General features: G+C 65.7%; 22 protein-coding genes. 9 read left to right on the top strand and 13 right to left on the bottom strand.

Features of this window, described 5'->3' with window-relative positions:
- Positions 1 to 10: 10 nt before the first annotated feature.
- The 5 genes from PV781_RS17415 to pcaF form a co-directional block, all read right to left on the bottom strand.
- Positions 11 to 664, bottom strand: coding sequence for a 3-oxoacid CoA-transferase subunit B (locus tag PV781_RS17415; RefSeq protein WP_274776902.1), 654 nt, complete (start codon positions 662 to 664; stop codon positions 11 to 13).
- A complete protein-coding gene (locus tag PV781_RS17410) occupies positions 661 to 1,335 on the bottom strand; it encodes a 3-oxoacid CoA-transferase subunit A (protein ID WP_274776942.1) in 675 nt (224 codons plus the stop codon). The genes PV781_RS17415 and PV781_RS17410 overlap by 4 nt, the downstream gene beginning before the upstream one ends.
- A gap of 24 nt (positions 1,336 to 1,359) precedes the next feature.
- Positions 1,360 to 1,638, bottom strand: a complete 279-nt coding sequence (catC, locus tag PV781_RS17405) for a muconolactone Delta-isomerase (RefSeq protein ID WP_209104216.1) — start codon at positions 1,636 to 1,638, stop codon at positions 1,360 to 1,362.
- A gap of 86 nt (positions 1,639 to 1,724) precedes the next feature.
- Positions 1,725 to 2,939 (bottom strand): ABC transporter substrate-binding protein, encoded by a 1,215-nt coding sequence (locus PV781_RS17400; RefSeq protein WP_274776901.1) that lies wholly within the window; start codon positions 2,937 to 2,939, stop codon positions 1,725 to 1,727.
- A gap of 59 nt (positions 2,940 to 2,998) precedes the next feature.
- Complete coding sequence (gene pcaF, locus PV781_RS17395; protein ID WP_274776900.1) at positions 2,999 to 4,204, bottom strand: 3-oxoadipyl-CoA thiolase; 1,206 nt, start codon at positions 4,202 to 4,204, stop codon at positions 2,999 to 3,001.
- A gap of 251 nt (positions 4,205 to 4,455) precedes the next feature.
- Here pcaF and PV781_RS17390 point away from each other — a divergent pair, with 251 nt between their 5' ends.
- The 4 genes from PV781_RS17390 (at position 4,456) to PV781_RS17375 (ending at position 8,158) form a co-directional block, all read left to right on the top strand.
- Positions 4,456 to 5,451, top strand: a complete 996-nt coding sequence (locus tag PV781_RS17390; protein ID WP_274776899.1) for a 3-hydroxyacyl-CoA dehydrogenase — start codon at positions 4,456 to 4,458, stop codon at positions 5,449 to 5,451.
- A complete protein-coding gene (locus tag PV781_RS17385) occupies positions 5,448 to 6,230 on the top strand; it encodes an IclR family transcriptional regulator domain-containing protein (protein WP_274776898.1) in 783 nt (260 codons plus the stop codon). Before PV781_RS17390 ends, PV781_RS17385 begins: the two co-directional genes overlap by 4 nt.
- 149 nt (positions 6,231 to 6,379) lie before the next feature.
- Entirely contained in the window at positions 6,380 to 7,444 is a 1,065-nt protein-coding gene (locus tag PV781_RS17380; RefSeq protein WP_274776897.1) for a GGDEF domain-containing protein, read from the top strand.
- A gap of 111 nt (positions 7,445 to 7,555) precedes the next feature.
- On the top strand, positions 7,556 to 8,158 hold the full coding sequence (locus tag PV781_RS17375) for a hypothetical protein (RefSeq protein WP_274776896.1): 603 nt from the start codon (positions 7,556 to 7,558) through the stop codon (positions 8,156 to 8,158).
- Positions 8,159 to 8,276: 118 nt separating this feature from the next.
- On the opposite strand, the gene PV781_RS17370 is transcribed toward PV781_RS17375, so the two are convergent.
- Positions 8,277 to 9,854, bottom strand: coding sequence for an adenosine deaminase family protein (locus tag PV781_RS17370; protein WP_274776895.1), 1,578 nt, complete (start codon positions 9,852 to 9,854; stop codon positions 8,277 to 8,279).
- A gap of 153 nt (positions 9,855 to 10,007) precedes the next feature.
- Between PV781_RS17370 and PV781_RS17365 the strand changes: the two genes are divergently transcribed.
- From PV781_RS17365 to PV781_RS17355, 3 genes are read left to right on the top strand one after another with little or no spacing between them, the layout of a single operon-like run.
- Entirely contained in the window at positions 10,008 to 10,742 is a 735-nt protein-coding gene (locus PV781_RS17365) for a heme ABC transporter permease (protein WP_274776894.1), read from the top strand.
- Positions 10,739 to 10,900 carry a heme exporter protein CcmD gene (ccmD, locus tag PV781_RS17360; RefSeq protein WP_274776893.1) on the top strand — a complete coding sequence of 54 codons (162 nt, stop codon included), beginning with the start codon at positions 10,739 to 10,741 and terminating at the stop codon, positions 10,898 to 10,900. The genes PV781_RS17365 and ccmD overlap by 4 nt, the downstream gene beginning before the upstream one ends.
- Positions 10,897 to 11,493: a DsbE family thiol:disulfide interchange protein gene (locus PV781_RS17355; RefSeq protein ID WP_274776892.1), complete on the top strand. Its 597-nt coding sequence runs from the start codon at positions 10,897 to 10,899 to the stop codon at positions 11,491 to 11,493. The genes ccmD and PV781_RS17355 overlap by 4 nt, the downstream gene beginning before the upstream one ends.
- Here the strand turns inward: PV781_RS17355 and PV781_RS17350 are convergent.
- Positions 11,471 to 12,070: a septation protein A gene (locus tag PV781_RS17350; RefSeq protein ID WP_274776891.1), complete on the bottom strand. Its 600-nt coding sequence runs from the start codon at positions 12,068 to 12,070 to the stop codon at positions 11,471 to 11,473. The two genes, PV781_RS17355 and PV781_RS17350, sit on opposite strands and share 23 nt — an antisense overlap.
- 87 nt (positions 12,071 to 12,157) lie before the next feature.
- Positions 12,158 to 12,838 (bottom strand): transglycosylase domain-containing protein, encoded by a 681-nt coding sequence (locus PV781_RS17345; RefSeq protein ID WP_274776890.1) that lies wholly within the window; start codon positions 12,836 to 12,838, stop codon positions 12,158 to 12,160.
- A gap of 169 nt (positions 12,839 to 13,007) precedes the next feature.
- Here PV781_RS17345 and PV781_RS17340 point away from each other — a divergent pair, with 169 nt between their 5' ends.
- Entirely contained in the window at positions 13,008 to 13,910 is a 903-nt protein-coding gene (locus PV781_RS17340) for a polyprenyl synthetase family protein (RefSeq protein ID WP_274776941.1), read from the top strand.
- 45 nt (positions 13,911 to 13,955) lie between these two features.
- Positions 13,956 to 15,338 carry a flavin monoamine oxidase family protein gene (locus PV781_RS17335; protein WP_274776889.1) on the top strand — a complete coding sequence of 461 codons (1,383 nt, stop codon included), beginning with the start codon at positions 13,956 to 13,958 and terminating at the stop codon, positions 15,336 to 15,338.
- Positions 15,339 to 15,375: 37 nt separating this feature from the next.
- Here the strand turns inward: PV781_RS17335 and PV781_RS17330 are convergent, their stop codons facing one another.
- From PV781_RS17330 to PV781_RS17310, 5 genes are all read right to left on the bottom strand, one after another.
- Entirely contained in the window at positions 15,376 to 16,431 is a 1,056-nt protein-coding gene (locus PV781_RS17330) for an FAD-dependent oxidoreductase (RefSeq protein ID WP_274776888.1), read from the bottom strand.
- 215 nt (positions 16,432 to 16,646) lie between these two features.
- Positions 16,647 to 17,564, bottom strand: a complete 918-nt coding sequence (locus PV781_RS17325) for a pirin family protein (protein ID WP_274776887.1) — start codon at positions 17,562 to 17,564, stop codon at positions 16,647 to 16,649.
- Positions 17,565 to 18,960: 1,396 nt separating this feature from the next.
- Positions 18,961 to 20,697, bottom strand: coding sequence for a zinc ribbon domain-containing protein (locus tag PV781_RS17320; RefSeq protein WP_274776886.1), 1,737 nt, complete (start codon positions 20,695 to 20,697; stop codon positions 18,961 to 18,963).
- A 106-nt stretch (positions 20,698 to 20,803) separates the two neighbouring features.
- On the bottom strand, positions 20,804 to 21,565 hold the full coding sequence (locus PV781_RS17315) for an ABC transporter permease (RefSeq protein WP_274776885.1): 762 nt from the start codon (positions 21,563 to 21,565) through the stop codon (positions 20,804 to 20,806).
- Positions 21,562 to 22,491, bottom strand: a complete 930-nt coding sequence (locus PV781_RS17310; RefSeq protein ID WP_274776884.1) for an ABC transporter ATP-binding protein — start codon at positions 22,489 to 22,491, stop codon at positions 21,562 to 21,564. Before PV781_RS17310 ends, PV781_RS17315 begins: the two co-directional genes overlap by 4 nt.
- Positions 22,492 to 22,542 lie beyond the last annotated feature (51 nt).

Raw genomic sequence — 22,542 nt, 5'->3', positions numbered from 1 at the left:
ATCTCCCGCCTCAGGCCGCGCGGATCTCAAGCCCGGTGCGCGCCTTCAGCTCGTCGAGGGTGAGGCCCGGCGCCAGCTCGCGCAGGACGAAGCCGTCGGCGTCGATGTCCAGCACCGCATGGTCGGTATAGACCCGGTTGACGCAGCCAAGGCCGGTGAGCGGATAGGTGCAGCGGTGCACCAGCTTGGATTCGCCCTTCTTGGTGAGCAATTCCATCATGACGAACACGTTGGAGGCACCCACCGCCAGGTCCATGGCGCCGCCGACGGCCGGGATGGCGTTGGCGTCGTTGGTGGCCCAGTTGGCGAGGTCGCCATTCTCCGCCACCTGGAAGGCGCCGAGCACGGCAATGTCCAGGTGCCCGCCCCGCATCATGGAGAAGGAGATCATGTGATCGAAGAAGGCGCCGCCTTCCAGAAGCGTCACGGGCTCCTTGCCGGCATTGATGAGGTCCATGTCGACCGCGTTGTCGCCGGGCTTGGGACCCATGCCGAGGATGCCATTCTCCGCATGGAGCAGGATTTCCCGGTCGGCGGGCAGGTGGTCCGCCACGAGGCCGGGCATGCCGATGCCGATATTGACCACTGCGCCTTCGGGAATGTCCCGGGCGATGAGCTTGGCCATCTCGACGCGGGTCCAGGGGACGAAAGTGCTGCTGCTCATGCCGAGGCTCCCGTTCCGACCGCGACCACGCGGTCCACGAACACGCCGGGGGTGACGATGGATTCGGGGTCAAGCGATCCCAGCGGCACGATCTCCTCCACCTGGGCCACCGTCACCTTGGCGGCGGTGGACATGACCGGCCCGAAATTGCGGGCGGTCTTGCGGTAGATGAGGTTGCCCCAGCGGTCGCCCTTGAACGCCTTGATCAGCGCGAAGTCCGCCTTGATGGGATATTCGAGCACATAGCCGCGCCCGTCGATGATGCGCGTCTCCTTGCCCTCGGCCAGCGGCGTGCCGTAGCCCGTGGGGGTGAAGAAGGCGCCGATGCCGGCCCCGGCGGCGCGGATGCGCTCCACCAGATTGCCCTGGGGCACCAGTTCCAGCTCCAGCTTGCCGTCGCGATAGAGCTTGTCGAAGACGAAGGAATCCACCTGCCGGGGGAAGGAGCACACCACCTTGCGCACCAAGCCCGCCTGGAGCAGGGCGGCAAGGCCGGTGGTGCCGTTGCCGGCATTGTTGGAGACGATGGTCAGGTCCTTCGGCGCGCGGGCGATGAGCGCGTCGATGAGCTGATGGGGCATGCCCGCCCCGCCGAAGCCGCCCACCAGGATGGTGGCGCCGTCCGGAATGTCGGCGACGGTGCTCGCCGTATCGGGTCTCGTCTTGTCGATCATGTGTGGCCGCTTTCTTCTTGTTCAGCCGATCGCCGAGGGATGGCGCGCCAGGGGCGTCACCACGATGTCCATGAAGGGGAAGAGGGGCAAGGAGGACAACAGGGTGTGCAACTCGTCGACGCTCTCCACGTCGAAGATGGAGACGTTCGCATACCGGCCGGCGATGCGCCACAGATGCACCCACTTGCCTTGCCGCTGGAGGTCCTGCGCATAGGCCTTCTCCGCCGCCTTGATGGCGTCCGCCTTCTCGGCGGGGAAGTCGTGGGGGATGTTCACGTTCATCTGCACATGGAAGAGCATGGCACCGGCTCCTCGGCCGCCCGTCCTGCGGCCGCGCTTTGCGGAAAGGGGAGCCGGCGGGGTCTGCACACCCCGCCGGCACGGGCTCACTTCTTGGCGACCAGCGGGCAGGTGCTCTCGGAGAGCGGCTGGAACGCCTCGTCGCCCGGGATCACGCGGGTGATCTCGTAGAAGTCCCAGGGGCCCTTGGAGTCCTTGGGGGCCTTCACCTTGGCGAGGTACATGTCGTGCACCATGCGGCCGTCCTCGCGGATCTTGCCGTTGCGGGCGAACATGTCCTCCACCGGGGTCTCGCGCATCTTGGCGATGACCTTCACGCCCTCGTCGGTGCCGGCGGCGTCGGCCGCCTTCAGATAGTTGAGGACCGAGGAATAGACACCCGCATGCACCATGGTGGGCATCTTGCCGCCCATGCGCTCGGCGAAGCGCTTGGACCAGGCGCGGGTCTTGTCGTCATAGTCCCAGTAGAAGCCGGTGGTCAGCACCATGCCCTGGGAGGCGTCCAGGCCCACCGACTTGATGTCGGTGAGGAACAGCAGCAGCGCGGCCAGCGTCTGGCCGGACTGGGTGATGCCGAACTCGCGGGCCTGCTTGATGGTGTTGATGGTGTCGGCGCCGGCATTGGCCATGCCGATGATCTGTGCGCCCGAGGACTGGGCCTGGAGCAGATAGGACGAGAAGTCCGCATTGTTGAACGGCGCGCGCACCGCGCCCTTCACCGTGCCGCCCTTCTCCTTCACGATCTTGGCCACCTGGTTCTCAAGGTCATGGCCAAAGGTGTAGTCGGCGGTGATGAAGAACCAGGACTTGCCGCCACCGCTGGTCACCGCATTGCCGGTGCCGGCCGCCAGCGAATAGACGTCATAGGTCCAGTGCAGGCCCGTGGGGGAGCAGGCCTTGTTGGTCAGCGCCATGGAGGCGGCGCCGGAATTGATGTCGACCTTGCCCTTCTCCTTGGCCACGTCGCGCACCGCGAGCGCCGCCACCGAGCCGTTGATGTCGAAGATGGCATCCACGTCCTGGGTGTCATACCAGGCGCGGGCGGTGGAGGAGGCGATGTCGGCCTTGTTCTGGTGGTCGGCGGAGACCAGTTCCACCGGCTTGCCATTGATGGGCTTGCCGAAATCCTCGATCGCCATGCGCGCGGCTTCCACCGAGCCCTTGCCGGCGAGGTCCGAATAGGCGCCCGACATGTCGGTGAGCACGCCGATCTTGACGCCGCCGCCGGCATACTGGGCCAGCGCCGGGCTGGACAGGAGCAGCCCGGCCATGAGGCCGGCATAGAGAGCCTTGGTCTTCATCTTTCCTCCGCGTGGGGTCTTCCGCGTGTGGTGTTCAGGGGGCTTCGCCGGGAGCGGGTTCACACCCGCTCGATCACGGTGGCGATGCCCTGGCCGACGCCGATGCACATGGTGCACAGCCCATAGCGGCCGCCGGTGCGCGCAAGCTGGTACATGGCCGTGCCCACCAGGCGCGCGCCGGACATTCCGAGCGGATGGCCGAGCGCGATGGCGCCGCCATTGGGATTGACGTGGGCGGCATCGTCGGGGAGGCCGAGATCGGCCAGAACCGCGCAGGCCTGGGCGGCGAAGGCTTCGTTGAGCTCGATCACATCCATCTGGTCGAGGGTCAGGCCGAGGCGGGCGAGCACCTTGCGGGTGGCCGGGGCGGGACCCATGCCCATGATGCGCGGGGGCACGCCGGCCGTGGCCATGCCGAGCACGCGGGCACGGGGGGTGAGGCCGTAGCGCTTCACCGCTTCCTCGGAGGCGATGAGGAGGGCGGCCGCGCCGTCATTGACGCCCGAGGCATTGCCGGCGGTCACCGTGCCGCCCGGCTTCACCACGCCCTTGAGGCGGGTGAGGTCTTCCAGCTTGGTGTCGGGGCGCATGTGCTCGTCGCGCTCGAAGAGCTTGGGATCGCCCTTTTTCTGCGGCACCGGCACGGGGATGATCTCGTCGGCGAAGCGGCCGGCGTCCCAGGCGGCGGCCGCGCGGCGCTGGCTCTCGAGGGCGAAGGCATCCTGCCGCTCGCGGGAGATGGCGAAGTCCTCGGCCACGTTCTCGGCGGTCTCGGGCATGGAATCGGTGCCGTGCAGCGCCTTCATCTGGGCGTTGACGAACCGCCAGCCGATGGTGGTGTCCTCGATCTTGGCCGTGCGGGAGAAGGCGGTGTCCGCCTTGCCCATGACGAAGGGCGCGCGGCTCATGCTTTCCACGCCGCCGGCGATCATCAGCCCGGCTTCGCCCGCCTTGATGGCGCGGGCGGCAGTTCCCACCGCATCCATGCCCGAGCCGCACAGGCGGTTCAGGGTGGAGCCGGGCACGTCGATGGGCAGGCCGGAGAGCAGGCCCGCCATGCGGGCAACGTTGCGATTGTCCTCGCCGGCCTGGTTGGCGCAGCCCAGGATGATGTCGTCAATGGCCTTGGCGTCGACGCCGGGCACGCGGTCCATCAGCGCCTTGATGGCGAGGGCCGCGAGGTCGTCGGGGCGGACGGAGGAGAGGGTGCCGGCATAGCGGCCGATGGGGGTGCGGACGGCGTCGCAGATATAAGCGTGGGTCATTGGCTCCCCAAATCTCATGTTCGTAATGCGAACAAATTTCAGTCTTGTGTGGGCCGCAAGCGCGACGGCGTCAACGAGATTCGATGTTGCGGCTGCACACGAAATCAGAGCAATCGCGGGAAGTCATTGGAAATAATCTCAAATTCTGATGCTTTGGCGTCGCTTTAAATTGCCGCCTTGACAGGGGCGAGGGGATTGCGTTCTGTGCGCATTGCGAACATTGAGTACGTCAGTCGCACAAGGAGGCGCGCATGGCTCAGTTGGAAGGGCGCTCCGTGGCCCTGGTGGGGGCGGGCAGCATGGGGCTCGGCTGGGCCATCGTCTTCGCCCGCGCGGGGGCGCGCGTGCGCCTTTACGATGTCAGCGCCGAGGTTCTGGCCGCGGCTCCGGCCGGCATCGCCCGCCGCCTGGACGGTCTGCGCGCCCACGGCCTCCTGGACGAGGCGCCCGACCTTGTGCTCGCCCGCATCTCGACGACGGCAGACCTGGACGCAGCCGTTGCGGGCGTCGTCCATGTGCAGGAAAGCGTGCTGGAGAAGCTCGACCTCAAGCGCGACCTGTTCGCCGAACTGGACCGGCGCGCGCCCGCCGATGCGGTGCTCGCCAGCTCGACCTCCTCCTTCCCCGCCTCCGACTTCACCGACCACCTGCCGGGCCGCCATCGCTGCCTCGTCGCCCACCCGGCGAACCCGGTCTACCTGCTGCCCATCGTCGAGCTGGTGCCTGCCCCCTGGACCGACCCGGCCGCCCTCGCCGCAACCCGGGCGCTCATGGCGGGTGCGGGCCAGCGGCCGGTGGAGCTGAAGCGGGAGGTCAACGGCTTCATCTACAACCGCCTCCAGGGCGCGGTGTTGCGCGAGGCCTATTGGATGCTGAAGGAAGGCATCGCGGATGTGAATGACATCGACCAGGTGATGACCGGCGGCCTCGGCCTGCGCTGGTCGCTCATCGGGCCGTTCGAGACCGCCGACCTCAACTATCGCGGCGGCCTTGCCGAGCATGCCCGCCGCATGGGCGCGCGCTATGCGCAGATGGGCGCCGAGCGCGGCCAGCCGGATCAGTGGGACGAGGACCTCGTCGCCCGCGCCGCCGCCCAGCGCCGCGCGCTCCTGCCGCTGGAGGACTGGGAGGCCCGCGTCGCCTGGCGCGACGACCGCCTCATGGCGGCGCTCGCCGCTGCACGCGCGGCCGAGGACGGCTATGATGACGCAGCGGGCGGAAAGCCCGGCGGCGGGGGCGCGGAATGAGCGGGCGGGCGAGCGGGGAAAGCGAGGACAAGGACTATATCCAGTCCCTCGTGCGTGGCCTGGAAGTCATCCGCACCTTCACCCGCTACAAGCCGCGCATGACCTTGAGCGAGGTGGCCCAGCATACCGGCCTCTCCCGCGCGGCGGCGCGGCGCTTCCTCCTGACCCTGGTGCGGGAGAATTATGCCGAGACCGACGGCAAGTATTTTTCCCTGCGCCCCAAGGTGCTGGACCTCGGCTTCTCCTATCTGTCCTCCCTGCCCATGTGGGAGGTGGCCCAGCCCATCATGCGGGATGTGGTGAACGAGTTGCAGGAATCCTGCTCGCTCTCGGTGCTGGATGGGCTCGACATCGTCTATGTGGCGCGCGTTCCCACCGAGCGGGTGATGACCATCGGCCTGTCCATCGGCAGCCGCCTGCCGGCCTTCTGCACCTCCATGGGCCGGACCTTGCTGGCCGGCCTGCCACCCGCGGAACTGGCGGTCTTCTACGACCGGGTGAAGCTGGAGCAGCGGACCGAGCGGACGGTGGCCAATATGGTGGCACTGAAGGACGCGGTGGAAACCTCCCGCCGGCAGGGCTGGACGCTGGTGGACCAGGAATTGGAGATGGGCCTGCGCTCCATCGCTGTCCCCGTGCGCAACCGGCGCTCTGAGGTGCTGGCGGCCCTGAACGTCTCCACCCATGTGGGGCGCAATTCCGCCGAGGTGTTGAAGTCCCGGTTCCTCCCAGTATTGCTGGATGCCGCCCAGAAGATCTCCGCCTCCTTGCCGCAATAGGCGCATCCAGAGGTTTCATAAAACCTCCAAAACGTCCGCAGCTGTATAAATTTTGGCCGCGCCCCAAAAGGAGCAGCAATCGGTTGATCCAAGCGACCTCTCAGCCGTACGAAGACCCTGGGTAATGCGCGCAGCTGTCGGAGCCTGGGATGTTTTCACGCGTCGACCCGCATGCTCCGCTCCTGCCGGAAGAGGAGCTGATCTCGCAGAGCTTCCTGTCGGCGGTGCTGGGGCTATCTCTGGTCTGGGCGGGTGCGTTCCTGGTGGGCGTCCTCGGCCGATGGCTGGTGGTAGAGCCGATCCACCTTGCCAACACCGTCGGCTTCGCCTTGGTCACGCTCGCCCTGCTCGTCACTCTGCGGCGGCACTGGATGCCGCACCGGCGCGTCGCGATTGCTTTTTTTGTCGCCCTGTACCTCTACATCGCCGCTGCCCAGTTCCTCATGCCGTCGGACCAGTTCCGCATTCTTCTTTTCTATCCGGCGCTTGGTGCGGTTCTGTTCGTGCTCGGCTACCGCGCTGCCTTCCTGGCGCTCCTCATCTCCTATGCGGTGTTCGCCACCGCCGTCGGCCGCGGCGCCATGGCCGTAAGCCCGGTCGCGGCCGCGACGTTCCTGATCACCCTTGCGCTCACCGGCCAGTTTTTTCGCATCTTCCACCGCCAGGCGACGCACGCGCTGCGTCTGGTGGCGCAGCAGAATGTGGTGCTGGATGCCGCCGCACGCCTCGATCCCCTGACCGGCTTGCTCAACCTGCGCGCCTTCCATGAGGCCATGGACGCCGAGATGTCCGATTTCGGTCTGCTTCGGTCCGTGGCGGTGCTGTTCGTGGACGTGGACCATTTCAAGCCGATCAATGACCGGTTCGGCCATGCCGGCGGCGATGCGGTGCTCAAGGCCCTTTCCGGTGTTCTGCAAGGCGCCGTGCGACAGCAGGACCAGGTGGCGCGCATCGGCGGAGAAGAGTTCGCCATCTTTCTCCCCGGCGCCAACGGGGAGACCGCCCGGCAGATCGCCGAGCGGGTGCGGGCCGAAGCGGAGCGGATGTCTGTTGACGTGGGAGGGCAGCCCATTGGTGTGACCCTCTCCGTGGGCGTGGCGGTATCACAGCCGCCCCATCTGACACCGGACGCCCTGGTGCGGGCGGCAGACCTTGCCATGTATGCGGCCAAGCGCCGGGGCCGGAATCGGGTGGAGGTTTCGGAGTACGCCTAGTGTCCGTCTCGGCGTCTTGGGGGCAGGCCGCGCGCCACCGGGCACCGGCTTGGCTTTTTCGCGGCCCGGCGACACTGTGCGGCATCGCATCATCAGGCGGGATGGGGGCCCATGGGTGAGTTCGAGGTGGTCTCGCGGCTGTTCGCGCTGCTTCTGGGGCTGGCCATTGCCGAGGTGCTGAAAGGATTCGCCCGCGTGGTGCGGATCCGGCTCAAGGCGGAGGACGTACGGCCGGGCGCGGTGCGCATCGGCTGGCTGGTGCCCTTGCTCGGCACCATGATGGTGCTGGACCAGATGACGTTCTGGATCAATTTCCAGCATTTCGGCCCGCTTCTGCCGGGCACCTATCCCAGCCTCGTCTCCATGATGGTGCTGATCGGCGGCTATTACGCCCTCTCCACCATGGTCTTTCCGGCCGAGCCCAAGCAGTGGCCGGACTATGATGACTATTACCTGGTGGTGCGCCGCACGGTTCTGGGCGGCATCCTGGCCGTCAACCTGCTCACCATCTGCGCCGTGCTGGCCCTGGAATTCTACCGCCAGAGCGGGATCTTCGACGCGATGCCGGGGGCCGACGACACGTTTGGCGGGCTGCTGGAGGTCCTCACCGTTCCCGTCTTGATGGCGCTGCTGTTCGTGCGCGGGAAACCCTGGAACCTCCTGCTGCTGGCCACCGTCAACCTGCTGATGCTTGCCGAGGTGCTGCCCTTCTAGAGCATTCTCTCCCATTGAATCGCTTCGACGATTCAATGGGAGGGGTGAAACCGTCTCTATCCAATAGGTTAGAGCACGTTCCACCGATCAGGCCGGCTCCACCTGTCGCGATCAGGTCCTACAGGTTCGCGCCGCCGCCCGCCTTGGCGCCGCGCATGATCTCGGACAGGATCGCGCGTGCCCGCTCCCCAAAGGACAGGCGCCGCACTTCCGTTCGCTCGAAGGTCGAGAAGGCGACCGCGAGCTTGCGCATCTGCGCCTCCTTTTCCGCCGCCGGCAGGAAGGCATAGCGGATGGCGTTGTAGGCGAAGGCTTTCAGCGCTCGATAATCGAAGCCATGGTCGCGCGCCGCCCGCACGAATTCGTGGGTGAGGTCGATGCGGGAGACCCCCGCATCATCGGTAGCCAGCACCACGGGAACCCCGGCGGCCACATAGGTGGAGATGGGATGCTCCCGGCCCCGCACGCCCAGGATCAGGTCCGAGGAGGTCAGCGCGATCTCCACCGCCACCTCGCGGCGTGCCATCTCCGCCAGCAGGCCGGGCATGTCGCGCTCGAAGCCGATGGCGGTGCCGTGGCCGATGCGCCGCGCGCCAGCCACCTCCACCGCCTCCCGAATATGAAAATCGAGATCGGCGGGCGGCACGAGGCCGAGCCACAGCTCGCCCGCATGCAGGGCGACCGGCACGTCGGGCGGGGCGAGGGCGGCCACATAGGCCATGTGCGTGTGATAGTCGCGCAGTGCGGTGCGATGGTCCTCCGGCCCCACGAAATTCAGCCCCACCACCAGGCGCGGCGCCGTGCGCACGAGGGCGGCCGCCACCGCTGTCTGGACGAACACCTCGGCAGGCGGAGCGTTGCGGTTCACCTGCGCGATGAAGCTGTAGCCAACGCCGCAGCCCGGCCGGTCCTTGCCGCCGGCGCAGCCGAGCAGGGCCTCGATGCGCCCCCTCAGTCCCTCCAGTTCGTCGGCGCGCCGCCGCACGAAATCCTTCAGCCCCGCCTGTTGAAGGGCTGCCAGCATGGCCTTCGGCTCGGTCTCGGTGCCGATGGCAGCGGCCAGGCGCCGCCGCTCCGCACTCTCCAGGAAGGTGAACATGAACTCGGCATATTGGACCGCGGCGGCGTCATAGGCGCGCAGCTGGTCGGCGGTCATTTCGGCCAGCCGTTCCAGGCGGTTCGGCGTGTCGGCCCCGCCGGTGGCCGCGCCGAACTTGCCGAAGGTGGCGAAGAACTGGTCGTGGCCCGAGGGCACCTGCGGCGTTGGCACGAACGCCCGCATGGAATAGGCGTCCACCAGCAGGCCATACACCGTCTGGCTGCCCGGGCCGGACACGGCCTGCGCCACCGGAATCAGGCCGGGATCGGCGCCGCAGGGTGCATCCTCGCGCGCGTCGGCGGGGCGTTGGACCAGCACCTTCTCCGGTTGGCTGAGGCACAGCCCGTCCTGCGCCGCCCAGGCGATCAGCCGCTCGGCATAGACAGCGCCGGACAGGTGAGTGTGCAGGTCCGCGCCCTTCGGCATGCGCTGGAGAAAGGCCCGCATCTGCCGCAGGTCGCTCCGCATGGCCTCGAAAGCGCCGGCCGTGACGGCTTCCGGCACATTCAGCACCACGAATCCGGCGCGCCCGATGAGGGTGCCAATCCCAAGCAGGAGCGCGAGCAGGAGGAGGGCGGGAACGAGGCGGCGGGGCACGCTGGGCTCCGGAACGGAGGGAGCCGAGGGACGGCTCCATGAATGGCGCTTCACGTTAAACGAAAGTCTCGCAAGGTGAAAACGTACCGAAGGGAAGGCACCTCAGGAATGGTCCCACTCCCCCCGCTTCGAGAACTCGTCTAGAAGGCGGTCATGGCGCTGCTCGATCTGGCAAACCCCACCCGCTTCCTGGCCCTGTCCGGCCGGCTCCTTCCTTGGACCGCCGGTGCGGCGGTGCTGTTCCTGGCCGCCGGCCTTGCCCTGGCCTTTGCCGCCCCGGCGGACTACCAGCAGGGTGAGACGGTGCGGATCATGTACATCCACGTGCCCTTCGCGTGGCTCGCCATGTTCGGCTATTCGCTGATGGCGGCCTCGGCGCTGGGCATCCTGGTCTGGCGCCATCCTTTGGCCGATGTCTCCCACAAGGCGGCGGCGCCCATCGGGGCGACCTTCACCTTCTTGTGCCTGGTCACGGGTGCCCTGTGGGGACGGCCCATGTGGGGCACCTATTGGGTGTGGGACGCGCGCCTGACCTCGGTACTGGTGCTGTTCCTGCTCTATCTCGGCCTCATGGCCCTGCGCGCCGCCATTGATGACCCAAGCCGGGCCGGACGGGCGGCAGCCGTGCTGACCCTGGTGGGCTTCATCAACGTGCCCATCGTCAAGTTCTCGGTGGATTGGTGGAACACCCTCCACCAGCCGGCCTCGGTCTTCCGCATGGACGGGCCGACCATTGACGGCTCGCTGCTGCGCCCGCTGCTGGTGTGCGCGCTGGGCTTTACCTTCCTGTTCATCTCGCTCCATCTCCTCGCCATGCGCACCGAGATCCTGCGCCGGCGGGTGCAGGCGCTGGAAGCGCGGGCCGCTGCGGAGGCCGCCGGCGCATGAGCCATGCCTTCTTCATCCTGGCCGCCTATGGCGTGGCGGGCCTCGGCCTTCTCGTGCTGACCGCGACGCTATGGTTCGATTATCGCGGCCAACAACGGGCCTTGGCCGAGCTGGAGGCGCGCGGGCTGCGCCGCCGTTCCGACCGGAGGGGCGCATGAGCGCGGCCTCGCCGTCCCGCCGCCGGCTGATCCTGCTGCTTCCGGTGCTGGTCTTCGCGGCGCTCGCGGGGCTGTTCTTCATCCGGCTTTATGCAGGCGATCCCTCCCGCATTCCCTCCGCCCTTGTGGGCCGCCCTGCGCCGAAGCTGGATCTGGCGTCGCTTCCGGGCCTCATGCGGGACGGGCAGCCGGTGCCGGGCCTCGTCCCCGCGGATCTTGCCGGCCGGGTCACGCTCATGAATGTCTGGGCGTCCTGGTGCGCGCCGTGCCGGGAGGAGCACCCCATCCTCATGGCGCTGTCGCGCGATCCGCGCCTGCGCCTCGTCGGGCTCAATTACAAGGACGCGCCGGACAATGCCCGCCGCTTCCTCGGCCAATATGGCCTGCCTTATGCGGCTGTTGGCGTCGACCCCAATGGGCGCGCGGCCATCGAGTGGGGCGTCTATGGCGTGCCGGAAACCTTCGTCCTCGCCCCGGACGGCACCATTGCCCACAAATTCGTCGGGCCGCTGACCGAGGCCGCCGTGCGCGATACGTTGATGCCGCTGGTGGAGCGGCTCTCCTCCGGCGTCAGCGCGTCTCCGCCGAAGTAGGGCCGTCCGGCGCTTTCAGCTCATAGCGCGCCATGAGCGGGGCCTGGGCGAAGGCGAACAGGAAGGTCAGCGGCAGATAGCCGAAGGTCTTGAAGCTGACCCAGGCGTCGGTGGAAAAGGACCGCCAGACGATCTCGTTCAGCACCGCCATCACCAGGAAGAACACGCCCCAGCGGATGGTGAGGATGCGCCAGCCCTCGTCCGTGAGACGCACCATGCCGTCGAACACATAGGGCAGCAGCGGCTTCTTGAAGACCAGCCCGCCCAAGAGGGCCGCCGCGAACAGGGCATTCACCAAAGTCGGCTTCAGCTTGATGAAGTGGTCGTCCTGCAGGACGATGGTCAGCGTGCCGAAGATCATCACCACCAGGGCCGAGATAAGCGGCATCACCGCGATGCGCCGGGCCAGGATCCACATGGCCGCCAGCGCGATCAGCGTTGCCGCCATGAACAGGCCCGTGGCCACATAGATGCCGCCATAGGCATTGCCGGCGAAGAACAGCACCAGCGGACCCAGTTCCAGGCCGATCTTGAGGCCGGGATTGAGGGTGCGGCGGGGGGCGGCGTCGGAGGTCATGCGGGTCCTTTCCGGTCTCGCCTTCTTGTGACCGGCGCTCGGGGCGGGATCAAGGCGTTTCGGCGCGACGCCCGTCGTGCCGAAAGGTCAGCGGGCAAGGCCGAGGCAATCCACGATTTCCGGCCCTTCCTGCACGGCGCGGGTCTCCAGCCGCGCGGCGAGCCGGCGCACGCCAGGCCCCGGCCGTCCGGCGTCGCGCCGATGCGGATTGGGCAGCATGACCGCCAGCAGGGCCGACTGGCGGGCATCGAGATCGCCCGGCCCCTCCTTGAAGGCCCGCTGCGCACCGGCCGCCACGCCGAATTCCCCGTCCGGCCCCCATTCGGCGATGTTGAGATAGATTTCCAGCAGCCGGCGCTTGGTGAGCACAAGGTCCAGCCAAAGCGCGAGGGGCAATTCCAGGCCCTTGCGGATGAAGGAGCGGCCCGGCCACAGGAACAGGTTCTTGGCCACCTGCATGGGAATGGTGGAGGCGCCGCGGGCGTCTTCCACCTCGCCATCCGCGCGGTCGATGGCGGCGCGGATTTCGGTCGGGTCCACGCCCCAATGCTGGCAATAGCGGGCATCCTCCGAGGCGACCACCGTGCGCACCAAAGTGGGCGACATCTCCGCCATGGGCGTCCAGACCCGCTCCACCCGCTCGCCCGTCAGCCACCGTCCGATCATCAGGGTGGAGACGGGATTGATCACCGCATAGGCCAAGGTGAGCAGAAGCGGCACCGCCGCCAGCGCCACGACCACCAGCACCAGGATGCGCAGGAGTTTCATGGCGCCCGTCCCCTCCCTCTTTTCAGGTCTAACGGCCGAGCCGAAGCCTCGGTTCCCGCCTTGACCAAGCCGTCTGGTTGGGGCACCCCGGACCGCGCGTCAACCTTGCCAGGTGAGCCCCGTGTCCGCTGCCTCTTCCTCCGCTTCCGATCCTGCCTTCACCGCGCGCATGGAGGCGGCGGCCGATCGCGTGGAGGCGCGGCTCGTCGCGGCGCTCTGCGATGCGCCGGCTTTGGGCGAGCGCCTGCGGCCGGAGCGGCTGATGGCCGCCATGCGCCATGGGAGTCTCGATGGCGGCAAGCGCCTGCGGCCCTTTCTGGTGATGGAGGCCGCCGCCTTGTTCGGCGTCGCGCCGGACGCCTCCGTGACCGCTGCCACCGCCATTGAGTGCGTGCACTGCTACTCCCTGATCCATGACGATTTGCCCGCCATGGACAATGACCTCCTGCGGCGCGGCCGGCCGACCGTCCATGCGGCATTCGGCGAGGCCACCGCCATCCTGGCGGGCGATGCCCTTCTCACACTCGCCTTCGATCTCCTGTCCGGCCCCGATGCCCATGCCGATCCGGCGGTGCGCATTGCCCTTGTCCAGGTGCTGGCCCGCGCCTCGGGCATGGGTGGCATGGTGGGCGGGCAGATGCTGGACCTCGCCGCCGAGGGCCGCTTCGGCGATGGCATGCCGCTCGCCTTGCCGCTCGACGCCATCCGCGACCTGCAGGCCATGAAGACCGGCGCGCTCCTTGCCGCCGCCGTTGAGATGGGCGCGCGGCTCGGCGGCGCGACGGACGTGGAGCGCGAGGCGCTGGCCGATTATGGCCGGGCGCTCGGCGCCGCCTTCCAGATTGCCGACGACATCCTGGACCTGGAAGGCTCCGCCGAGGAGGTCGGCAAGGCCGTCGGCAAGGATGCCGCGGCCGGCAAGGCCACCATCGTTTCCGCCTTGGGGCGGGAAGCGGCGGGCGCGCTGCTGGCCGATCTGGTGGAGAGCGCCAAGGGCGCGCTGGCCCCGTTTGGGGCGCGGGCGGACATCCTGAAGGAGACCGCCGTCTTCGTCGCCGCCCGGCGCAAGTGAGCCGGTACCTCTGCCCGGTCGCGCCTCTCCACCTGACATGCTAGCGTGCCGGCCATCGTGATGCGCCGCCTCTCCCCCTTCTCTCCCTCCCGCCGCGCGGTGCTCGCTGGCGCGGCTTCCCTTGCGCTTGCCCCCATGGGCGCGGCGCGGGCGCTGGGGCAGGTGCCGTCTTCCGGCGCGGTGGACGTGGTGATCGTGGGCGCGGGCGTCGCCGGCATCGCCGCCGCCCGCCGCATCGCCGCCGCCGGGCGCACCTATGCCCTGCTGGAGGCCGGCAAGCGGGTGGGCGGGCGCGCCGTCACCGACACCTCCATTTTCGGCGTGCCCTTTGATCTCGGCGCCCATTGGCTGCACGGCGGCAATGCCAATCCGCTGGTGGAATGGGGCAGCGCCCAGAACCTTGACCTTTACCCCGCGCCCCATGGCGCCCGGCTCTATGTGAACGGCCGGGAAGCCAAGGAGGGCGACTATGAGGACTTCGTCGCCGCCGTGCGCCGGGGCGAGCGCGCCATCGTGGCGGCCGGCGATGCCGGACGCGATCTGCCCGCCGCCCGCGTGCTGCCGGATCTGGGCGAATGGGGGCCGAGTGCCTCCTTCGTCATGGGACCGTTTACCTGCGCGAAGGATCTCGACCAGGTGTCCACCGTCGACTTTTCCCGCGCCGATGAGCGGGAGGATGATGTCTTCTGCCGCGCCGGCGTCGGCGCCTTGGTGGCCGCGCTCGCCCAGCCGCTGTCGGTGCGGTTGGAGACGACGGTCACCTCCATCGATCTCGGCGGACGCCTTGCCCAGGTGGGCACCACGCGCGGTACGGTGAACGGGCGCGCGGTGATCCTCGCCATCCCGCCGAGCCTGATTGCCGCCGGCAAGGTGCGGATATCGCCGAGCCTCGCCCCGCGTTATCGCTCGGCGGTGGAGCGCATCACCCTTGGCGCCTACGACCACATTGCCTTCCTGCTGCCGGGCAATCCCCTGCGGCTCCAGGCGGACGAGACGGTGCATGTGAAGGCGCAGGATGCCAGGACTTTCGCCCTTGTCGGCCGCATGGGCGGGAGCGATCTGCACATGCTGGAGGTGGGCGGCAAGCTCGCCGCCGACTTGGCCGCCGGCCCGCCCCAGGCTGGCGCCAGCTTCCTGAAGGAGGCGCTCACCCGCGCCTTCGGGGGCGATGTGGCGGCGAAGGTGGGCAAGGTGCACCACACCCGCTGGACCCGCGACCCGCTGGCGCTGGGCGCCTTTTCCTGCGCCTTGCCGGGCGCCGGGAACCTGCGCCGGGCCTTCACCGAGACCGTCTCCGGCAAGCTCTTGTTTGCCGGAGAGCATGCCAGCGAGACGCAATGGGGCACCGTCCACGGGGCCTTTGCCTCCGGCGAGCGGGCGGCGGGGCAGGCGCTGCGCATCCTCGGCGTCACCGGCGCCAGTCTCTAGAAGAGCGCGCCGCCGCTTGAGCGGCGCGCCTGTTCTTTCACGCCGCGCCGGTGATGTCCTCGGTGGGCTTGGCGCGGGTGACGGAGACCGGGTCGGAGGCGGGGAAGGTTTCCTCCAGGGCCTCGTCGAGACGGGGGCTCGCGGCCGCCTGGGCGGCGGCGTCCGCGTGGCGGGCGCGCAAAGCGAGGATCTCGCGCAGCAAGGCGTCCCGCTCGGCGGCCAGATCCGCGATGGAGCGGCCGTCGGCTTCCGCGATGACGCCTTCCACCAGCTTGCGCTGGAGGGCCTCGTCCACCTTCGGCGTGCCGAGATCATCCCACCAGGTTTCCACCGCCGGCAGCAAATGGTGCATGAAATGGGCAAGGCCGCCCTGGCCGCCGCCCAGATGGAAGATCATGTGCTGGCCCATGAGCGCCCAGCGCAGGCCAGGCCCCTGGCTGACCGCGGCGTCGATGTCCGCCACCGAGGCGACCCCCTGGTCCACCAGATGGATGGCCTCCCGCCACAGCGCCGCCTGGAGGCGGTTGGCCACGTGGCCGGGCACTTCCTTGTTGAGGAGGATGGGGTGCTTGCCGATGGCCTTGTAGAAGGCCATGGCGGTGTCGACCGCCTCGGGGCTGGCGGTGGGGCCGCCGACCACTTCCACCAGCGGGATGAGGTGGGGCGGGTTGAAGGGATGGCCGATGACCACGCGCTCGGGATGGCGGCAGCCTTCGGAGAGGCGACTCACCAGCAGGCCGGACGTGCTGGAGGCGATCACCACCTCCGGCGGCAGCACCGCGTCGATCTTGGGCAGGAGGGCGTTCTTGACCTCGTAGCGCTCGGGCGCGTTCTCCTGGACGAAGTCGGCCCCTTCCACCGCCTTCACCGGGTCCGCCTCGAACCGCCAGCTCTGCGGATCGATGCCCGCCCCGCCGCCCAGCGCCTGGAGGGTCGGCCAGGCCGCCTCGATGAAGCGGCCGGTGGCGGCCTTGGCGTCGGGCGCCGGGTCGGAGACCGTCACCTCCAGCCCGCGCGCGAGGAAATAGGCGGCCCAGCTGGCGCCGATGGTGCCGGCGCCGATAACGGCGACGCGGCTTATGGGGGTCGTCATGCTTCGTCCCTCCAAGGACGCGCCGTGACGGCGCGTCCGCCCTTCACATGCGACCGGCCCGTCGACCGTTCAAGCCGGCGGGCCGATCATCGGTAGGCCGGGGGATACGCCGCCCCGCGCCCGGTTTCAATGCGGGCGAACCCGCATCTGGGGCGCGTCCTGCTTGTCCTGCGGACAACGGCGCGGGCGCAAACCTGTTCCCCTCCGCCTGTTCCCTATTCGGGCAGGGGAATGAACTCCTCTTCGCCGGGCACCTGCGGGAAGCGGCCGGCCTTCCAGGCTTCTTTCGCCTCCTCGATGCGCTCGCGGCGGGAGGAGACGAAGTTCCACCACAGGTGCCGCGGGCCTTCCAGCGCCGTGCCGCCCAGGAACATCATCCGGCTCGGCCGGCGGGCGGTGACGGTTATGGCATCGCCCGGGCGGAAGATGAGGAGGCTCGGCCCCTCGAACACGTCGCCGGCAATCTCCACCTCGCCTTCCACCACATAGATGGCGCGCTCCTCCGTGTCGGGATCGAGCGGGGCGCGGGCGCCCGCCGCCAGCATCACCTCCGCATAGAGCCAGTCGGAGAGCATGCCCACCGGGGCGCGGACCCCGAAGGCGGAGCCGGCGATGACGCGGGCGGTGACGCCCTTGTCCGCCACCACCGGCAAATCGGTGGCGGAGAAATGCTGGAAGGAGGGGTCCACCTCCTCCTTGTCGGCGGGCAAGGCGATCCAGCTTTGGATGCCATACATGGTGCCGGCCGCGGCGCGGGCATCCCCCGGCGTGCGCTCGGAATGGGCGATGCCGCGCCCGGCGGTCATCAGGTTCATGGCGCCGGGGGTGATTTCCAGCGCATTGCCCTCGCTGTCGCGGTGCATCACCCTTCCGTCGAAGAGATAGGTGACGGTGGCCAAGCCGATATGGGGATGGGGCCGCACATCCAGCCCCTGGCCGGCCACGAACTGGACCGGGCCCATCTGGTCGAAGAAGATGAAGGGGCCGACCATCTGCCGCTTGCCGTGGGGCAGAGCGCGGCGGACGGAGAAGCCGTCGCCCAAATCCCGCACCCGGGGCACGATGACGAGGTCGAGGGCATCGCAGCTTGGGGCATCGCCCGCGATGGGGTCGACGGAAGGCATCCAGCTCATGGGCGTTCCCTTTTCATCTGGGCGTTCCCTTCTCTTGGACGCCTCTCTTGGGGGCGGGCCACCCGGCGCCGGCCGGGGCGAGAAGATCAGGCAATGATGCCACGGGGCGACCGCCGCGTCCCGTGCGGGGATGCAAAAGGCGATTGCGGGGCGGGGAGGGGGCCAGCACCCATAACCCCGCCATGGGGCAGGGGTGGAGGGAGGCGGGAGCAGCCGGCATGCGGCGGCATGCCAGGGGGGTAAGTGTCGTTGGGGAACCGGATGACGTCCGCTCCCGCGCGGAGATTTGTGGCTTGGAGGATGCGCCGCGTGGGTGATCGGTTCTCCCATCAGCACCGGACGAACCAGGCCCGGATCGGTGCGCCTTCCCCTTCGGCCTCCTTTCTCGCGCGGCGGGAGGCGTTAGTCCCCGCCGCGTCGGACACCCGCTGCCCCACACCACCCGTCAGGCCGCTCCGGACGCGCCCCTCCTTGGTGCGAGGTGAGAGGACTATAGCAGGGGGTGGAGCGAATGGGAAGATAGGCCTAGTCGGTCGTTGGAAAGCGACCATCGTCTAAGCCTATTAATTAGGGTATAGAATATAACAGTTTGACGTCGTTCATGCAGTTTTTCCAAGTTATTGATTTTCGGCCGCGCCTAATTTGACGCTGATCCTCTGAAAGGAATATTATCCATATTTTTTTAAAAGAATTTTGCTCGTTTTCCGCGTCCCAATCTACGCGCTGACGCCATTTAACAGCCCATCTCTGACACATTTCGATGAAAAGATTTCTATTAAATGTGAGTACTAGAGTGTTCGTAACGGATGCGATTTCTTGAAGTTGCCTATATCCAATTCTTATGCGTACAGCGTTGCTATACCTCGGCATGTTTATCGCTACGGCATTTTTGCCGGGTAGAATTCCGTCTGCATGCACCAAGCCATGTCGCAGGTGACACACAGTGTCGAACTGATCGAGGGGTACTTTAAAAACATCGTCATTCAGATCAAAGCCTAGGAAGTTTTTAGACGCTTTCGTTAACTCTCTCTTGCTTGCAAGGGAGCTATTCTCCAGCGCGCCCCGACTGTAACCTTGCTTCCCATGCCAAAGTAGGCCCCCGAGTCCAATGCTCTGATCGGCTGCACATTTCTGAGAAATCGGGCAAAGCTCTACACACGAAGATATCACGGCCCTGAAGTATCCTTCGGCCGCCGACACAATCGCAAGCGCCAAGGATCGCCCTAAGACCGGCGAACTGGCAAGTGCATCCTCTGTCCCACATTGAAGGACAGACAGCATCGTGCGTCGAAACATGTCTATCGGAGACGCGAGGGACTCCTCTTCGACAAAGCCATCTAGCTGGCCGAGACGTGCGTCAACAGGAGGGTAGTGTATATAGTCTCCGAGTTCCATTTCACGCCACGTGTTCTTCAGCAAGGGTTGCAATGCGAGCAGCTCTTACAGGGCCGATATATGGTATTCCACGAAGCTCCTTTCGATCTGTATCAATTAATATGTCGCGTATAGTGCGAATCTTGGAGTGTTTCTTAATCCTGAGTATTGTTGATTCACTCAGATTTAGAACCTCGATACCCTGACTTGTTAGCTCATGATACAAGGAAGATGTTGTGAGCTGAGATCCGCAGTTCGCACAGAACTTTGCGTGCTCGTTCGCCCTCTCTGCGCCACAGCTTTGACAATTAGGCAGAGATAAAACGAATTTATCTCGCGTAAGTGTGGAAGTTATCAGTGGATCGGACGAAAGTCGCGGCCACGCTTGATGTGTCTGCGCAGTGAGCGCTTTGAGGAATTGTGGAACGCTTTTTACTTTGCGTCCAATTATCGCATTTTCAACAATAAGGTCTCCGAAATGAACCATGAAAATATCAAACGTTCCCTGTTCGCCTCGACGATTTTCTCCCGCGGGCATTAAGAGGCCAGAATATTGAAGAAGACTAACGACCTTTGCAAGGCCGGTATCTATAGGCCTGCGCAGCCCAACCTCGAGCGCCTGATCGTCGTCAGGTCTCACTCTATTGAAAGTCTTGATCACGGATATTATTTTATCGTAAATAGTGTTTCCAGCATCTACGAAGCTTCTGTAGGTCGGTAACTTGTATCGAAGTGCGTCGTATACATTATGGGAAAGTTCGCGGCTTTGCTTAGCGACTTCCATTAATTGCCGTCGGTCGACTATGGTAGACGTCTGTGATTGTGATTCGTGGTAAATCGTGCGAAGCATATTAAGGAATGAGCGCGGAATTCCGAAGGACGCGAATGCGAGAAAATCTATTGCTTCCCTGTCCCTAGCTAAAAAGGTGGGAAGCTCGCCATTGAATCTCTTTTCCGCTAAAGAAAACATGAAATCGAGGTACTCAGTTTTGTTTGGCTTTACCCAGACGTCTATCTGCTCGGCGTCGTGCCCGACATGAAATGAAGGTGAGTGATTGGTAATGCCAGGGTATATCGCTGCCTTGGGCGATATTTTACGAGTTTTAACTTCCCTGAAGAACTCGAAAAAATCCTCCTGCTGCCGAGGAGAGAACGCGTGCGCCGCATCATCAAGCAGCAGAACGCACCGATTAAAACTGTTTTCCTCGAGAAATTCCTCAATTATAGTACAGAGTTGGCTTGTCGTGAATTTTTCAGCGTTAGTGGAGTTTTCAATGTTTCCACTTTCAATGGACGCGATTAACCGCTCTACCTCGGTCTTTACAGGAAAAGACGCGGGCAAAACTATATCTTCTTCAATTGGAAGGTTTTTGATAATCGACTCTATGATCTTTAAATTCAGCCAGGTCCTAAACCAGAATCCGGCATTTGGTGTCTTAATGTAGAGCGGCTCCAGCTTTAGCGAAAGCTTGAAATTGACGTAAAGTGCGAAAGCTTTTCTCGCCCGATCCTGCCGCATTGTGTGGTATGCTGTTAGCATAGACGTAGTCTTCCCGCAGCCCCGAGGGCCTACGAGAAGTTTTGCCCCACCTCCGGACAGTTTTTGAATAATCGAGTCTTGATCGGGGTGATAAGCATTAAGCGATAGGAAAATGTCTTCTGAAATATATTCAGCCTGTTCTACGAAGTTGTCGTCGAGGGGAAGGTCGTTTCCGTCGGCCGAATCGTCTTGGGTCTCATATTTAGTGCGCGGGCTCATTTAATACTCGTGCAAACGTCGATTTCTCGCTCAGATTGTACGGATACAGAGGGTATGTCAAATGTCGTAAAGCCCTCGGGGCGGTAACATAGACGCGCGCGCCCCCTCAACTCTTCAACCGATACCCCGTCTTGAACATCCACCGCACCGTGAAGAGGCACACCGCCAGGAAGACCAGGGTCATGGAAAGGCTGATTTCCACGCCCACGTCGGAGATGCCGTAGAAGCTCCAGCGGAAGCCGGAGATGAGATAGACCACGGGGTTGAAGAGGCTCACCGTGCGCCAGGCCGGCGGCAGCATGTCGATGGAATAGAAGCTGCCGCCGAGGAACGTCAAAGGCGTGATGATGAGGAGGGGGATCATCTGCAGCTTCTCGAAGCCATCCGCCCACAGGCCGATGATGAAGCCGAACAGCGAGAAGGTGAGGCCCGTCAGCAGCAGAAAGGCCACCATCCACACCGGATGCATCACCTGCACCGGCACGAACAGGGCGGAGGTGGCGAGGATGATGAGGCCGATCATCACGGATTTGGTGGCCGCCGCGCCCACATAGCCGGTCACGATCTCGAACGGCGAGACCGGGGCGGAGAGCAGTTCGTAGATGGTGCCCGTGAAGCGCGGGAAATAGATGCCGAACGAGGCATTGGCGATGGATTGGGTGAGGAGCGTCAGCATAATGAGCCCCGGCACGATGAAGGCGCCGAAGCTCACCCCATCGATATGGCCCACATGGGAGCCCATGGCGGTGCCGAACACCACGAAATAGAGCACGGTGGAAATGACGGGCGAGACCACCGATTGCAGCAGCGTGCGCCCGGTGCGGGCCATCTCGTAATGATAGATGGCGCGGATGGCATGAAGATTCATCGGGCGCCCTCTCGCACCAGGTCCACGAAAATGTCTTCCAGCGAGCTTTGCCGCGTGGCGAGATCCTTGAAGGCGATGCCGGCGGCGGAAAGGTCCCGCAGCAGATCGGCAATGGCCGTGCCCTCGCCCGCCTCCTCATAGGAATAGGTCAGCTGCAGCCCCGAGGGCGCCAGCACCAGTCCGTGGTGGCCAAGCGACTCCGGCAGGGCGGCGAGCGGGGTGGCCAGATCCAGCGTCAATTGCTTGCGGCCGAACCGGCGCATGAGGGCGGCCTTCTCCTCCACCAGGATGAGCTCGCCCTTGCGCATCACGCCCACCCGGTCGGCCATTTCCTCGGCCTCTTCCAGATAATGGGTGGTGAGGATGATGGTGGTGCCATTTTCCCGCAGCCGCTGCACCACGCGCCACATGTCGCGGCGCAATTCCACGTCGACGCCGGCGGTGGGCTCGTCGAGGAAGAGAAGGCGCGGCTCGTGGGCCAGCGCCTTGGCGATGAGAAGGCGCCGCTTCATGCCGCCCGACAGGGTGCGGATCATGGCGTCCTTCTTGTCCCAGAGCGAGAGGTCGCGCAGGATCTTCTCCACCAGCGCCGGGTTGCGGCCCTTGCCGAACAGCCCGCGGGAGAAGTTCACGGTTGCCACCACGCTCTCGAACGCCTCGGTGGTCAATTCCTGGGGCACCAGGCCGATGATGGAGCGCGCCGCGCGGTAGTCGGCCGAAATGTCGTGCCCGTCCACGCTGATGGTGCCCGACGTGGCGTTCACCAGCCCGCAAATGATGGAGATGAGCGTGGTCTTGCCGGCCCCGTTGGGGCCGAGCAGGGCGAAGATCTCGCCCTTCTTGACCTCCAGCGACACGTCGCGCAGCGCGGTGTGGCCGGAAGCATAGGTCTTGGAAAGGGAGTGAACGCGCAGCATGGCCGTCATGGGGGCTCATATAGCGCGAGTCGGGGCTTTCCCCATCCCCCCGCCGATACC

The sequence above is a fragment of the Aquabacter sediminis genome, from assembly GCF_028863665.1.
Lineage (GTDB): Bacteria > Pseudomonadota > Alphaproteobacteria > Rhizobiales > Xanthobacteraceae > L1I39.
Note: the sequence above shows the minus strand (reverse complement) of the source record. Positions and strands in the feature narration are given on the sequence as shown.